Raw genomic sequence first — 14,663 nt, 5'->3', positions numbered from 1 at the left:
CCTCCTTGATCGCCGCCGAACGCACGATGCGCCTCCTCATCATCGAAGACGACCGCGAATCCGCCGACTACCTTGCCAAGGCGTTTCGCGAAGTCGGACACATTGCCGACCACGCCGCTGACGGCGAGGAAGGCCTCGCCATGGCCGAGAACGGCGATTACGACGTGCTGGTGGTCGACCGCATGCTGCCCAAGCGCGACGGCCTGTCGCTGATCGGCGCACTGCGCGACAAGGGCAACACGACGCCGGTGCTGATTCTCTCCGCGCTCGGGCAGGTCGATGACCGCATCAAGGGCCTGCGTGCCGGCGGCGACGACTATCTGCCAAAGCCCTATTCTTTTGCCGAGCTGCTGGCCCGCGTCGAAGTGCTGTCGCGCCGCCGCGGCGGTCCCGCCGAGGACACCCTCTATCGCGTCGGCGATCTCGAGCTCGACCGGCTGTCGCATCGCGTCGCCCGCGGCAAGGACGAGCTGACCCTGCAGCCGCGCGAATTCCGCCTGCTCGAATACCTCATGAAGCACGCCGGCCAGGTGGTGACGCGCACCATGCTCTTGGAGAACGTCTGGGACTATCATTTCGATCCGCAGACCAACGTGATCGACGTGCACATTTCGCGGCTCCGCTCCAAGATCGACAAGGGCTTCGAGCGCCCGCTGCTGCACACGATCCGCGGCGCCGGATACATGATCCGTGACGGCATTCGGTAAACTCGTCCGCACGACGGCGTTCCGGCTGACGCTGGTCTATCTGCTGCTGTTCGCGATGTTCGCGGCCTCGCTGCTCGGCTATTTCGCCTGGAATACACGGCGGCTGATCACCGAGGAAATCACGCAGACGGTCAATTCCGAGACTTCGGAAATCAACGAGATCTACGGTCTCCGCGGCATGTTTGGCCTCGTGCGGACGATCGAATATCGGGCGCTACGCCCCGGCGCCAACCTCTATCTCGTGACTACGCCGACCGGGCAGGCGATCGCCGGCAATGTCGGCTCGCTGGCGCCCGGCGTGATGGCGACGCGCGGCTGGTCGGAGACGGCCTACCGGCGGATCGAGGACGCCGATGATCGCGACCATCGTGCACTGGTGCGCATCACCGAATTGGAGAACGGCTTCCGGCTTCTGATCGGCCGCGACCTCGCCGAGCGGCGGCGGCTGTTCGGCATCGTCGCCAAGGCTGCGCAATGGTCGGTCCTGATCGTCGTCGTGCTCGGCCTCGGCGGCGGCATCTTCGTCGCGCGCAGGGTGCTGAGGCGCATCGACGCGATGACCGGCACCGCGCAGCGCATCATGACCGGAGATCTCAGCGAGCGCCTGCCCGTGGGGCGCAGTGGCGACGAGATCGATCGCCTCGCCGAGAACCTCAACGCCATGCTCGAGCGGATCGAGGCGCTGATGGCGGGCTTGAAGGAGGTCTCCGACAACATTGCCCACGACCTCAAGACGCCGCTGACGCGTCTGCGCAACCGCGCCGAGGAGGCGCTGGCGAGATCGGGCTGCGAATCCGACTACCGCGCGGCGCTGGAGCGCACCATCGAGGAATCCGACGGTCTCATCCGCACCTTCAACGCGCTGTTGATGATCGCGCGCGCCGAGTCCGGGCAGGCGCGCGGCAACATGGATGATTTCGACGCGGCCGAGGTCGCCAATGGCATCCACGAGCTCTACGAGCCGCTCGCCGAGGACGACGGCATGACCTTGAAGGTCAAGGCAGAGCCGACGCCGGTTCATGGCAATCGCGAACTGATCAGCCAGGCGCTCGCCAATCTCGTCGAGAACGCGATCAAATACGGCAAGCCGGCAGCACAGGCGGCCGGAACCGTGGTCAGCATGGACGCCAGGCAAATCACGATCGAGGCACGGCGCGAGGGCGACCAGGTGCTGCTCAGCGTCAGCGATCGTGGTTCGGGAATCCCCGAAGCGGATCGCAAGCACGTCGTCGAACGATTCGTGCGGCTGGAGGCCAGCCGCACGCTGCCGGGCTCCGGCCTCGGCCTCAGCCTCGCCTCGGCGGTCGCGACGTTGCACGGCGGCGAATTGCGCTTGGGCGATGCCCATCCCGGTCTCGTCGCCACGCTGGTCCTGCCGGCGCGCGCGGGTGCCGGCGACAGGGTTGCTCCGCCGATGCAGGATGTGCCACAGAAGGTGGCATGAACCACTCCGCGCCGGGAAACGCGGACAAGCATGGTGAGAGTCTGGCCGCACGCTTCGCGGAGGCTCCCCATATTGCCGCTTCCGCAACCGACGAACGACGTTTCGAAAGCTGGCTGGCCGAGCTCGAGCCGGCGCAATCGGTCCGTCTCGAATCGCTGTTGGTTCATCCCTTCGCGCGCGATATCTTGGCCGGCATCGCGGAATACTCGCCCTACCTGTTCGATCTCGTGCGCGCCGACCCCGCGCGTCTGGTCAGGCTGCTCGAATGCGATCCCGATGTGCACCTGGCGGTGCTGATGGCGGAGGTGAGAGGCGCGGTGCTCGCGGCCCCGGATGAGGCTGAAGTGATGCGGCTGCTCCGCCGCATGAAAGCGGAGGCCGCGCTCCTGACTGCCTTGTGCGACATCGGCGGCGTCTGGCCGGTGATGCGGGTGACGGCGGCGCTGACCGATATCGCGGTATTCTCGGTCCAGGCGGCGCTCCAGTACCTGCTGCGGCAGGAAGCCGCACGTGGCAAGCTCTCACCGCCCGACCTCGAGGCGCCCGAAGAAGGCTGCGGGCTGATCGTGCTCGCGATGGGCAAGATGGGCGCGGGCGAGCTGAACTATTCCAGCGACATCGATCTCATCGTGTTCTTCGACCCCGATGCCACGACGCTCGCGCCCGATATCGAGCCGCAGCCGTTCTTCGTCCGGGTCACGCAGGGGATGGCGCGCATCCTGCAGCAGCGCACCTATGATGGTTATGTCTTCCGCGTCGACCTGCGCCTGCGGCCCGATCCGTCCTCGACACAGGTGGCGATTTCGCGGGACGCCGCGCTGAACTACTACGAGCGGGAAGGGCGCACCTGGGAGCGCGCCGCCATGATCAAGGCGCGGGCCTGCGCTGGCGATCCCAGGGCGGGTGACGCGCTTCTGGCAGAGATCGCGCCCTTTGTCTGGCGCAAGCATCTCGACTTCGCTGCACTCGCCGACGTGCACGACATGAAGCGGCAGATGCAGACCTATCGCGGCCAGAGCGAAATCGCGGTCGAGGGCCATAACGTCAAGGTCGGGCGTGGCGGCATCCGCGAGATCGAGTTTTTCGCGCAGACCCAGCAGCTGATTGCGGGCGGCCGCCATCCGGAATTGCGAGTGCGGCCGACGCTTAGGGCGCTCGACGTGCTCGCCTCCAGCAACTGGATTACCCTTGCTGCGCGCGACGAGCTGACCACGGCTTACGAATTCCTGCGCCGGGTCGAGCATCGCCTGCAGATGATCGCCGACGAGCAGACCCACACGCTGCCTGAGGACAAGCAAGCGGTCGAGCGCTTCGCGTGGTTCTTCGGCTATCCGGATCGCGAAGCCTTTGCGCGCGACCTGCTGCACCAGCTCGAGATCGTCCAGGGTCACTACGAAAAGCTCTTCGAGGGCGACGATCCGACCGGCACCGCCCAGCTGCCGGCGCTCGACTACGGTGCGGGTCCAGACGATCCGCGCCTGCTTCAGCATCTGGCGACGCTCGGCTTCAAGAAGCCCGCCGCGGTCGCGCAAACCGTGCGCGATTGGATCACCGGCGACTACCGTGTCTTCCGCAATGAGGCGACGCGAAGTGCCTTCGTCGAGTTCGTGCCGGCCTTGATCGACGGGCTTGCCCATGCCGAGGAGCCGGATCGCGCCGTCGTGGCGTTCGATCATTTCCTCGGGGCGCTCCAGCGCGGCGGCCGGCTGATCACGCTGCTCGGTCAGAACCGCGATCTGGTCGCGCTGGTGGCGCTGGTGCTGGGCGCGGCGCCGCGGCTCGGCGAGATGCTGGCGCGGCAGCCGCAGCTCATGGACGGCCTGATCGATCCCCGCTTCTTCGGCGCCATGCCCGACAGGCAGGAATTGTCCGGGCGCCTCGCGACCACCGTGCGAGATGCGGACTCCTATGAAGAGTTCCTCGATCGCCTCCGCCTGTTCGGGCAGGAGAGCCTGTTCCTGATCGGCACGCGTATCCTGTCCGGCACGGTCTCGGCGCAGCAGGCGAGCACGGCCTTTGCCGATGTAGCCGAAGGCATCGTCCACACCGTGCACGGCCTCGTCGCGGAGCGCTTTGCCGCTCAGCACGGCCGCATCAAGGGGCAGGAGACCGCGATCATCGCGATGGGCCGGCTCGGCAGCCGCGAGATGACGGCATCATCCGATCTCGACCTGATCCTGCTCTACGACTTCGACAGCGAAAATCCGGACTCGGATGGTGCGAAATCGCTGCAAGGCGCGCACTATTTCGCCCGCTTCACCCAGCGCCTGATCAGCGCGTTCACGACGCGCACCAATTACGGCGTGCTCTATGAGATCGACATGCGGCTGCGGCCATCGGGGCGCGCAGGCCCCGTGGCCTCGAGCCTCGTCTCGTTCGCGGACTACCAGGCCAACGAGGCCTGGACTTGGGAGCACATGGCGCTGACGCGCGCCCGCGTGGTGTCGGCGTCGCCCGAATTCCGGGAACGGATCGAGCGCGTCATTCGCGACGTCCTGACCCGTCGCCGCGATCTTGCTATCACCGCCAACGACGTTGCCGATATGCGGCGTGCGATCGCGCAGGAGAAGGGCGAGGCCGATTGCTGGGATCTCAAACACGCCGCCGGCGGCATGGTCGACATCGATTTCATCGCGCAATATCTCCAGCTCGTGCACGCCCACGACAAGCCGGACATTCTCGACGTCAGCACCGTGCAGGTGCTGGAAAATGCATGCAGGCTTGGCGTGCTCGCTCAATCCGAGACTGAGATATTGCGTGCCGCGGCGCGGCTCTATCACGACCTGACGCAGATCCTGCGGCTCTGCGTCAGCGAGCGCTTCAAGCCGGAAACCGCCGGCACCGATCTCCTGCGCGTCATGGCGCGCGCCGGCGATGCGCCGGACTTCTCGTCGCTGGAGGCGCGGGTGAAGGAAACTCAGAGCGAGGTGCGGCGCGTTTTCAGGACGCTGTTGGAAGGGACGTCGCCTGTTTCAGCGAGGTGAGGGCCTCGCGCACGTTCGGCTCCAGGCCCGCGCCGCCGGCATCGAGATGGGCGAAGATCGCGCGCTTCATCCGGGGATCCCAGAACTTCTTGATGTGCTCGGCAATGCCCGGCACGGCTCTATCATGGCCCTGGCTCTGGAAGAACTTGCCGATCTGGTTGGCCATGTAGATCAGGCGGTCAGGCGACATCGGCAACCTCCGTGGCATGGCGGGCGACGACCCGGTCACCATGCGAGAACACTTCGAACCCGTCCTGCCGTGCAATGGCGATCAGCGTGATGCCGGCAGCTTCCGCCGTGCGCACCGCGAGCGCGGTGGGCGCGGAGACAGCGACCATCACCGGCGTGCCGATCGCGGCGGTCTTCTGCACCATCTCGACCGAGACGCGGCTCGTCAAGAGCACCATGCCGCTCCCCGCATCCGTGCGGCTGCGTGCCAGGGCGCCCGCGAGCTTGTCGAGCGCGTTGTGGCGGCCGACATCTTCGCGCAGCGCGACGATGCCGCCGGCAGGGGACCAGAACGCGGCGGCGTGAACTGCTCGGGTTTGCATGTTGATCGATTGCAGCGGCGCGATGGCCTGCATCGCCGCCATGATCTGCTCCGGCGTGAAGGCCTGCTCCTGCTGCACCACGGCCGCCGGCCGCACCGCCTCGGCAATGGACTCGATACCGCAGATTCCGCAGCCGGTCGGACCTGCGACGTGGCGACGACGCTCGCTGATGCGTGCAGCATCCTCCGGCGCCAGCCACATCCGCAGCTCGATGCCGTCATCGAGGCGGATCACTTCGAGCGAGCGAATATCGTCGACCGATCCGACGATACCTTCGTTCACGCTGAAACCGACGGCGAAATCTTCCAGGTTCTGCGGCGTCCCCATCATGACGGCATAGGTGCCGCCATTATAGGTCAGCGCCAGCGGCGTCTCCTCGGGAATCAGCCGTGTCCCCTCTGATGCGATGCCGCCACGCCAGATTTCGCGGTCGATGGCCTGGACCGAAACGTGCACGCCGTTACTCCGCAGCTTCGGCCGGTACGATGCGACGGGATTGCCGCGCCTGTGCGTCATAGGCCTTCTGCCAATCGGACGGGCCGTTCGAGGGCGAGACCTGCACCGCCGTGACCTTGTATTCGGGACAGTTGGTCGCCCAGTCCGAATAGTCCGTGGTGATGACGTTGGCCTGCGTGTCCGGGTGGTGGAAGGTGGTGTAGACGACGCCGGGCGCGACGCGGTCGGTGATCTCCGCGCGCAGCGTGGTCTCGCCGGCGCGGCTCTTCAGCCGCACCCAGTCGCCGTCGCGCACGCCGCGCTGCTCGGCATCGTGCGGGTGGATCTCGAGGCGATCCTCGGCATGCCAGACCACGTTGTCGGTGCGCCGGGTCTGCGCGCCGACATTGTACTGGCTGAGAATGCGGCCCGTGGTGAGCAGCAGCGGATAACGCGGGCCGGTGCGCTCGTCCGTGGCGACATATTCGGTCACGACGAACTTGCCCTTGCCGCGGACGAAGCCGTCGATATGCATCACCGGCGTGCCCTCGGGCGCCTTCTCGTTGCAGGGCCACTGCACCGAGCCGAGCTCGTCGAGCTTGGCGTAGGAGACGCCGGCGAAGGTCGGGGTCAGCGCCGCAATCTCGTCAATGATCTCGGAAGGGTGGCTGTAGTTCATCTCGAAGCCCATGGCCTTGGCAAGGCCAATTGTGACCTCCCAGTCGGCCATGCCGTTCTTCGGCGTCATCACCTTGCGTACGCGCTGGATGCGGCGCTCGGCGTTTGTGAAGGTGCCGTCCTTTTCGAGGAAGCTGGAGCCGGGCAGGAAGACGTGGGCGTAGTTGGCGGTCTCGTTCAGGAAGAGGTCGTGGACGATCACGCATTCCATCGCCGACAGCGCAGCGACGACATGCGAAGTGTTCGGGTCGGACTGGAGGATGTCCTCACCTTGCACGTAAAGGCCCATGAACGTGCCTTCGACCGCGGCATCGAACATGTTGGGGATGCGCAGGCCGGGCTCGGGGTTGAGCTTGACGTTCCAGAGCGCCTCGAACTGGTCGCGCACCGCATCGCCCGAGACGTGGCGATAGCCGGGCAGCTCGTGGGGGAACGAGCCCATGTCGCAGGAGCCCTGCACGTTGTTCTGGCCGCGCAGCGGGTTCACGCCGACGCCGGGGCGGCCGATATTGCCGGTTGCCATCGCAAGGTTCGCGATCGCGATCACGGTGGTCGAGCCCTGGCTGTGCTCGGTGACGCCGAGGCCGTAATAGATAGCGCCGTTGCCGCCGGCCGCGTAAGTGCGCGCTGCTTCGCGCAGCACCTTGGGATCGACGCCGGTGAGGATGGCGGTGGCCTCCGGGCTGTTCTTGGCCTGCGCGACGAAGGCCGCCCATTCCTCGAACTCGCTCCAGTCGCAGCGCTCGCGCACGAAGGCTTCGTTGACGAGGCCCTCGGTGACGATGACATGCGCGAGCGCGGTCATGACCGCGACATTGGTGCCCGGCATCAAGGGCAGGTGCAGCGCCTTCACATGCGGCGATTCCACCATCTCGGTGCGGCGCGGATCGATCACGATCAGCTTGGCGCCCTGGCGCAGCCGCTTCTTCAACCGCGAGGCGAACACCGGATGCGCCGAGGCGGGGTTGGCGCCGATGATGACCACGACGTCGGTGTCCTCGACCGAGTCGAAATCCTGCGTGCCGGCGGAGGTGCCGAAGGTGGTGGCGAGGCCATAGCCGGTCGGGGAGTGGCAGACGCGGGCGCAGGTGTCGACATTGTTGTTGCCGAAGCCGGCGCGGATCAGCTTCTGCACCAGATAGGTCTCCTCGTTGGTGCAGCGGGACGAGGTGATGCCGCCGATGGCGTCGCGGCCGTACTTCTTCTGGATGCCGCGCATCCTGGCAGCGGCAAACGAGAATGCTTCATCCCAGGACACCTCGCGCCAGGGATCCTCGATCCGCTCGCGGATCATCGGCTTGAGAACGCGCTCCTTGTGGTTGGTATAGCCCCAGGCGAAGCGGCCCTTGACGCAGGAATGGCCGCGATTGGCCTTGCCGTCCTTGTAGGGCACCATGCGCACCACTTCCTCGCCGCGCATCTCGGCCTTGAAGGCGCAGCCGACGCCGCAATAGGCGCAGGTAGTGACGACGGAGTGCTCGGGCTGGCCGATCTCGATCACCGATTTCTCCGTCAGCGTCGCGGTCGGGCAGGCCTGCACGCAAGCGCCGCAGGAGACGCATTCGGAGCCGAGAAAACTCTCGCTCATGCCGGGCGAGACGCGACTGTCGAAGCCGCGGCCGGAGATGGTCAGCGCGAAGGTTCCCTGCACTTCCTCGCAGGCGCGGACGCAGCGCGAGCAGACGATGCACTTGGAGGGATCATAGGTGAAGTACGGGTTGGACTCGTCCTTCGGCATCCAATGATCGTTCGTGCAGCCATCCGTCTTGGCGAAGACGTGGTTGTCGCCCTCATAACCGTAGCGCACGTCGCGCAGGCCGACGGCGCCGGCCATGTCCTGCAATTCGCAATCGCCATTGGCGCCGCAGGTAAGGCAGTCGAGCGGATGGTCGGAGATGTAGAGCTCCATCACGCCCTTGCGCAGCTTCTTCAAGCGATCGGTCTGGGTGTGAACGACGAGACCGTTCATGACAGGCGTGGTGCAGGAAGCCGGCGTGCCGGCGCGGCCCTCGATCTCGACGAGGCAGAGACGGCAGGAGCCGAATGCGTCGACCATGTCGGTGGCGCAGAGTTTCGGGATCTGGTGGCCCGCGTCCATCGCGGCTCGCATGATCGAGGTGCCCTCGGGCACCGTGACCGTGTTACCGTCGATGGTCAGCGTCACCATCGTTTCCGATTTGGAAGCCGGCGTGCCGTAGTCGATTTCTTCGATCAGAGACATCGTCGTTCTCCTATTCCGCGGCCTGAAGCGTGGTCGGCGCCGGGACGAAGTCCTCCCGGAAGTGCTTCAATGCGCTGAGCACGGGGTAGGGCGTGAAGCCGCCGAGTGCGCAGAGCGAGCCGAATTTCATGGTGTTGCAGAGGTCTTCCACCAGCGCGAGGTTTTCATGGACGCGCTCGCCGCTGATGATCTTCTCGATGGTCTCGACGCCGCGGGTCGAGCCGATCCGGCACGGCGTGCACTTGCCGCAGGATTCGACGGCGCAGAACTCCATCGCGAAGCGCGCCTGCCTGCGCATGTCGACGCTGTCGTCGAACACGACGATGCCGCCATGGCCGATCAGGCCGTCGCGCGCAGCGAAGGCCTCGTAATCGAACGGCGTGTCGAACAGGGCACGGGGGAAGTAGGCGCCGAGCGGCCCGCCGACCTGCACCGCGCGCACCGGGCGGCCCGTGAAGGTGCCGCCGCCGATGTCGTCGACAAGCTCGCCCAGCGTCACGCCGAACGCGGTCTCGAACAGGCCGCCATAGCGGATATTGCCGGCGAGCTGGATCGGCATCGTGCCCCGCGAGCGGCCCATGCCGAAATCGGCATAGGCCTTGGCACCCTCGGCGAGGATGAAGGGAACGGCCGCGAAGGACAGCACGTTGTTGATCACGGTCGGCTTGCCGAACAGGCCGTGATGCGCCGGCAGCGGCGGCTTGGCGCGCACGATGCCGCGGCGGCCTTCGAGGCTCTCCAGCAGCGAGGTCTCCTCGCCGCAGACATAGGCGCCGGCCCCGACGCGCACCTCGAGATCAAAGGTTTGCTTCGAACCGCCGATATTGGTGCCGAGATAGCCGCCGCGCCTGGCAGCTTGGATCGCGGCATTCATCGCCTCGACCGCGTGCGGATATTCGCTGCGGATATAGATGTAGCCCTTGGTCGCGCCGACGGTGAGGCCGGCGATGGTCATGCCCTCGATCACCAGGAAGGGATCGCCTTCCATGATCATGCGGTCGGCGAAGGTGCCGCTGTCGCCTTCATCCGCGTTGCAGACGATGAACTTGCGATCGGCTTTGGCTTGCGCGACCGTCTTCCACTTGATCCCGGTCGGAAAGCCCGCGCCGCCGCGGCCGCGCAGGCCAGACGCCGTGACTTCGTTCAGAATCGCATCAGGTCCGAGCGAGAGCGCGCGCTCGAGGCCTGTGTAGCCGCCATGGGCGCGGTAGTCGTCGAGCGAGCGCGGGTCGATCACGCCGCAGCGCGCGAAGGTGAGGCGGGTCTGGCGCTTCAGCCAGGGAATCTCGTCGGTTGCGCCCAGCCGCAAGAGATGCGGCGTGTTGCTGGCGAGCGCATCGAGCAGGGAGGGCACGTCGGTCTCGGTGACGGGACCGAAGGCGATGCGCCCCTGGGGCGTCGCGACCTCGACCAGCGGCTCCAGCCAGTACATCCCGCGCGAGCCGGTTCTGACGATCTCGATCGCCACGCCGCGCTTGGCCGCAGCCTGCTCCAGCGCCAGGGTGACCTCGTCGGCGCCGACCGCCACCGCACCCGCATCACGTGAGACGTAGAGACGCATGCTCATCGCTGCGCCTCCGCAACCAGCGCATCGAGGCGCTTCTGGTCGAGCCGGCCAATGAGGCGGCCATCGAGCATCGCGGATGGCGCAGTCGCGCACAGGCCGAGGCAGTAGATCGGCTCCAGCGTGACGCGATCGTCGGCCGTGGTGTTGCCGAGCGAGACGCCAAGCTTCGCCTCGGCCCGCGCAGCCAGCGCATCGCCGCCCGCGGCCTGGCAGGCTTCGGCGCGGCACAGCTTCAGCACATGGCGGCCGGCCGGTTTGTGGCGGAAATCATGATAGAATGTGAACACGCCATGCACTTCGGCACGCGACAGATTGAGCGCTTTCGCCACGATGGGAATCGCCGCCTCCGGCACGTAGCCGAACGCCTCTTGAAGCGCATGCAGGATGACGAGCGTCGCGCCTTCCTGCTGCGCATGTTCGGCGATGATCTCGGCGCCGCGCGTTTCGTCCCAATCATAAACCGCTGTCATTGTTCATTCTCAACCAGAGCGTTTCTTGCTGCCAAACTATTTGGAATCATTCGAAGATCAATAAAGCTGTCCCGTGCTGCGATTGCGAATTCAGATCAATTGGCAAGCGCGATCACTCGATTTCAAATTGCAATTATGCCGTTCCGGCAGGCGGTTTTTGCGTGTTGCGGAGGGGTGGGCGTGCTAGCTTGCATGCCACAATGGAATTCGAGGGGACGGCCGGTTGATCGACAAGCTTGAACTATTGCTGGCGCTGGCGAAGGAGCGGCATTTCGGACGCGCTGCCGAGGCCTGCGGCGTGACGCAACCGACAATGTCAACCGGGCTCAAGCAGCTCGAGGAGATCCTCGGCGTGATGCTGGTCCAGCGCGGCTCGCGCTTTCAGGGATTCACCCCTGAAGGCGAGCGGGCGCTCGACTGGGCGCGGCGGATCGTGGGCGATGCCCGCGCGATGCGCGATGAGATCAACGGGCTGAAGCATCAGCTCTCCGGCGAGATCCGCATCGCGGCGATCCCGACCGCGCTCGGCATGGTCGCCTCGCTGACGACGCCGTTTCGCGCGAGGCATCCCGAGGTGCGTTTCAGCATCCGCTCGACGACTTCGTCGGAGGTGCTGGGATTGCTCGAGAATCTCGAGGTAGATGCAGGGCTGACCTATATCGAGAACGAGCCGATCGGCAAGGTGCGCACCATTCCGCTCTACAACGAGAGCTACCGCCTACTCACCGCACCGGATGCAATGTTCGGCGACCGCGAGACGGTGACCTGGAAGGAGGTCGGGCAGGTGCCGCTGTGCCTGCTGACGCCCGACATGCAGAACCGCCGCATTATCGACCGCGCGCTGCGCTCGGTCGGTGCGGAGGCGACGCCGACGCTGACCTCGAACTCGCTGCTGGTGCTGTTCACGCATGTGAAGACTGGGCGCTGGGCCAGCGTGATGCCGGCCAAGCTCGCCGAGACGCTCGGGCTATCGGATACGGTCCGCTCGATCCCGATCGTCGATCCCGACGTCAATTACAGCATCGGCCTCGTGATCCCGCAGCGCGATCCGATGACGCCGCTGATCGCCGCGCTGGTGAATGTGGCGCGGGAAGTGGCGCCGAAGCTGCAATCCTGAAGCGGAATGAATTTGGTCACGGATGCGAACCGGGAGCTCAGATCACCTTTCCCCGTCGGGGAGAGGTGATCCCCGAAAGCCGATCGAACCTGACTTCGGCCTCTATAGGCTTCAGGCCGCGGCTGAAATCCCGGACGCCGCCTTGATCGCGTCGCGCGGCAGCGTCACGCGGACCACTGTGCCGACCTCGAGCTTGGAGCGCAGGCGCATCGAGCCGCCGTGGAGCTGCGCCAGCGAGCGGGCGATGGCAAGGCCGAGGCCCGAGCCGTGATAGGTCTTGGTGAGCTGGCTCTCGACCTGCTCGAAGGGACGCCCGAGCCGCGCCAGCGAATGCGGCGCGATGCCGATGCCGGTGTCGGCGATCATCAGCACGATGCTGTCGTCGAGCTGTCGGCTGCGCACCACGACGCGTCCGCCGTCGGGCGTGAACTTCACGGCGTTGGAGAGCAGGTTGACGATGATCTGCTTGGTGGCGCGGCGGTCGGCGACGACGGAGATGGATTTTGCGATGTCGGCGTCGAGCGTCAGGTGCTTGTCCTGCGCCCGGCCGGTGACGACCCGTAAGGATTCCGCGAGCGTCTTCGAGAGGTCGAGCTCTTCCATGTCGAGCTTCATGCGGCCGGCTTCGATCTTGGACATGTCGAGGATGTCGTTGATGACCTCGAGCAAATAGTGGCCGCTGGTCAGGATGTCCTGACAGTATTCCTGGTACTTCTCGCTTCCGAGCTCGCCGAACATGCCCGAGCCCATGATCTCGGAGAAGCCGATGATGGCGTTGAGCGGCGTGCGCAGCTCGTGGCTCATATTGGCGAGGAATTTCGACTTGGTCTGGTTGGCTTCCTCGGCACGGGTCTTCTCGCGCTGGTACTTCTCGGCGAGGTCGGCGAGCTCGACCGCCTGGCGCTCCAGCGCTGCCTGCGAGCGCTTGAGGTCGATGACGGTGGCACGCAGACGCAGATCGTTGTCGACCAGCTTCTGCTCGTGCTCCTTGATGCGGGTGATGTCGGTTCCGACCGAGACGTAGCCGCCGTCTTTGGTGCGGCGCTCGCTGATGTGCAGCCAGCTGCCGTCGTCGAGCTGCGCCTCGAAGGTGCGCGCGCCCGGACCTTGGACAGCCGTCTCGTTGTGGCGGGTGCGCACCTCCGGCATGCGGCCGACCTCGAGCACGGTCTCGTAGGAGGTACCGGGAATGACCGCGCTGTCGGGCAGCTTGTGCAAGCGCTGGAAGTGCGAGTTGCAGAGCACCAGGCGGTCGCTCGCGTCCCACAGCACGAAGGCTTCCGGAATGGTTTCGATCGCATCGCGCAGGCGGAGGTCGGCTTCCACCGTCTTCTCCGCGAGGCTCTTCTGCTCGGTGATGTCGACGGCGATCCCGATCAGGTGCACGCTGGAATCGGTCGCCCCGCGCGTCTTCTCGCAGCGGACGCGGAGCCAGATCCAGTGACCATCGACATGCTGCATGCGGAAGGTCTGGTCGATGTGGTCGATCTTCTCGGAAATCAGCTGATCGGCGATCGCGAACAGGTCGATGTCGTCTGACTTCACCAGCGCGTTGACCTCGCCGAAGGTGAGGAGCTCGTTGCGGCCGTCCAGGCCGAGCATCGAGAACATCGACTGCGACCAGAAGATCCTGCCGCGCGACAGATCCCAGTCCCACAGCCCGCAGCGGCCGCGGTTGAGCGCGGTATCGATACGGCCGCGCACGGCGTCGTTGATAAGGTCGCCCTCGCGGGCGCGGGTCGACTGCCAGTGGAAGGCGAAGCCGAGGATCAGGACGACGAAGCCCGTGGTCGCCGACAGCGTCACCGAGAGCGCGGCGTCCGAGCCCCAGATCGGCTCGTTGCGCTCCTGGATCACGGTGACGAAGCCAGGGAGTGATTTGATCTGCCGGGAGGTGGCCATCGCGGCGTTGCCGCTCGGCAGCGTCATGTCGGCGACGGTGCCGTCGCGTGGCGGCGCCGCGATCAATTGCGCGGTCGTGATCGCATCGAGCAGGCGGTCGTTGCCGACCGGATCGCTGTCGACCGGGATGCGGGCGAGGATACGGCGGTCGATGCCGGCCGAGGTGACGATGACGTGGCGGCCCGAGGCGGTGCCCCAGGACGGAATGAGATCAGGCAGCAGCGTCGGCAGGTTCTCGATGGTCTTGAGCCGCTCCTGCCGCACCGAGGTGAGGCGGTCGATGCGCTCGGCGAGCAGCTCGGCGAGTGCCGAAATGTCGTGGCGGATCACCAGCCGCTTCTGGCGCGTCTGATCGACCACCTGCACGAAGGCGCCGAGGCAGATCGTGATCAGGAAGGCGATGATGAGCGTCGGCACCGCGCGGCGCAGCGCCGGCTCCGCGATCAGCAGCCGGTGATAGGCAGGTTTCGCGATCGATTGCGCCAATCCCTTGATCGAATCGGATTGGACGCACGCGTTCGCGGCGTCTGCACGCGACATGCCTTCGGCCCCCTGAAAACCTGCTTGCAACTGAAGTCCGGAAGCGG

General features: G+C 65.9%; 10 protein-coding genes. 4 read left to right on the top strand and 6 right to left on the bottom strand.

Annotated features, from left to right (window positions below; all coding sequences use genetic code 11):
• Positions 1-26 precede the first annotated feature (26 nt).
• From P6U29_RS27725 to P6U29_RS27715, 3 genes are read left to right on the top strand one after another with little or no spacing between them, the layout of a single operon-like run.
• Positions 27-707, top strand: coding sequence for a response regulator transcription factor (locus P6U29_RS27725; protein ID WP_061020281.1), 681 nt, complete (start codon positions 27-29; stop codon positions 705-707).
• On the top strand, positions 691-2,151 hold the full coding sequence (locus tag P6U29_RS27720) for a sensor histidine kinase (protein WP_407113335.1): 1,461 nt from the start codon (positions 691-693) through the stop codon (positions 2,149-2,151). Before P6U29_RS27725 ends, P6U29_RS27720 begins: the two co-directional genes overlap by 17 nt.
• Entirely contained in the window at positions 2,148-5,135 is a 2,988-nt protein-coding gene (locus P6U29_RS27715) for a bifunctional [glutamine synthetase] adenylyltransferase/[glutamine synthetase]-adenylyl-L-tyrosine phosphorylase (RefSeq protein ID WP_407113333.1), read from the top strand. The genes P6U29_RS27720 and P6U29_RS27715 overlap by 4 nt, the downstream gene beginning before the upstream one ends.
• Here P6U29_RS27715 and P6U29_RS27710 read toward each other — a convergent pair.
• From P6U29_RS27710 to P6U29_RS27690, 5 genes are read right to left on the bottom strand one after another with little or no spacing between them, the layout of a single operon-like run.
• Positions 5,092-5,325, bottom strand: a complete 234-nt coding sequence (locus P6U29_RS27710; protein ID WP_407113331.1) for a formate dehydrogenase subunit delta — start codon at positions 5,323-5,325, stop codon at positions 5,092-5,094. The two genes, P6U29_RS27715 and P6U29_RS27710, sit on opposite strands and share 44 nt — an antisense overlap.
• Complete coding sequence (gene fdhD / locus P6U29_RS27705) at positions 5,315-6,142, bottom strand: formate dehydrogenase accessory sulfurtransferase FdhD (RefSeq protein WP_407113329.1); 828 nt, start codon at positions 6,140-6,142, stop codon at positions 5,315-5,317. The genes P6U29_RS27710 and fdhD overlap by 11 nt, the downstream gene beginning before the upstream one ends.
• A 4-nt stretch (positions 6,143-6,146) precedes the next feature.
• Entirely contained in the window at positions 6,147-9,020 is a 2,874-nt protein-coding gene (fdhF, locus tag P6U29_RS27700; protein WP_407113327.1) for a formate dehydrogenase subunit alpha, read from the bottom strand.
• Between the two features lie 10 nt (positions 9,021-9,030).
• Entirely contained in the window at positions 9,031-10,587 is a 1,557-nt protein-coding gene (locus P6U29_RS27695; RefSeq protein WP_407113326.1) for a formate dehydrogenase beta subunit, read from the bottom strand.
• Positions 10,584-11,057: a formate dehydrogenase subunit gamma gene (locus P6U29_RS27690; protein WP_407113324.1), complete on the bottom strand. Its 474-nt coding sequence runs from the start codon at positions 11,055-11,057 to the stop codon at positions 10,584-10,586. The genes P6U29_RS27695 and P6U29_RS27690 overlap by 4 nt, the downstream gene beginning before the upstream one ends.
• A gap of 223 nt (positions 11,058-11,280) precedes the next feature.
• Here P6U29_RS27690 and P6U29_RS27685 point away from each other — a divergent pair, with 223 nt between their 5' ends.
• Positions 11,281-12,174, top strand: a complete 894-nt coding sequence (locus tag P6U29_RS27685) for a LysR family transcriptional regulator (RefSeq protein ID WP_407113322.1) — start codon at positions 11,281-11,283, stop codon at positions 12,172-12,174.
• A 111-nt stretch (positions 12,175-12,285) separates the two neighbouring features.
• Here the strand turns inward: P6U29_RS27685 and P6U29_RS27680 are convergent, their stop codons facing one another.
• Positions 12,286-14,616, bottom strand: coding sequence for a PAS domain-containing sensor histidine kinase (locus tag P6U29_RS27680; protein WP_407113320.1), 2,331 nt, complete (start codon positions 14,614-14,616; stop codon positions 12,286-12,288).
• Positions 14,617-14,663: the final 47 nt, after the last annotated feature.

It is taken from the genome of Bradyrhizobium sp. LMG 9283 (assembly GCF_045571415.1).
Lineage (GTDB): Bacteria > Pseudomonadota > Alphaproteobacteria > Rhizobiales > Xanthobacteraceae > Bradyrhizobium.
The sequence above is the reverse complement of the archived record's forward strand: the minus strand, read 5'-3'. Positions and strand labels throughout refer to the sequence as shown.

Coding starts and splice junctions, on each gene's coding strand:
- P6U29_RS27710 (WP_407113331.1), bottom strand. CDS start 5,325: ATGTCGCCTGACCGCCTGATCTACATGGCCAACCAGATCGGCAAGTTC.
- P6U29_RS27680 (WP_407113320.1), bottom strand. CDS start 14,616: ATGTCGCGTGCAGACGCCGCGAACGCGTGCGTCCAATCCGATTCGATC.
- P6U29_RS27715 (WP_407113333.1), top strand. CDS start 2,148: ATGAACCACTCCGCGCCGGGAAACGCGGACAAGCATGGTGAGAGTCTG.
- P6U29_RS27690 (WP_407113324.1), bottom strand. CDS start 11,057: ATGACAGCGGTTTATGATTGGGACGAAACGCGCGGCGCCGAGATCATC.
- fdhF (WP_407113327.1), bottom strand. CDS start 9,020: ATGTCTCTGATCGAAGAAATCGACTACGGCACGCCGGCTTCCAAATCG.
- P6U29_RS27725 (WP_061020281.1), top strand. CDS start 27: ATGCGCCTCCTCATCATCGAAGACGACCGCGAATCCGCCGACTACCTT.
- P6U29_RS27695 (WP_407113326.1), bottom strand. CDS start 10,587: ATGAGCATGCGTCTCTACGTCTCACGTGATGCGGGTGCGGTGGCGGTC.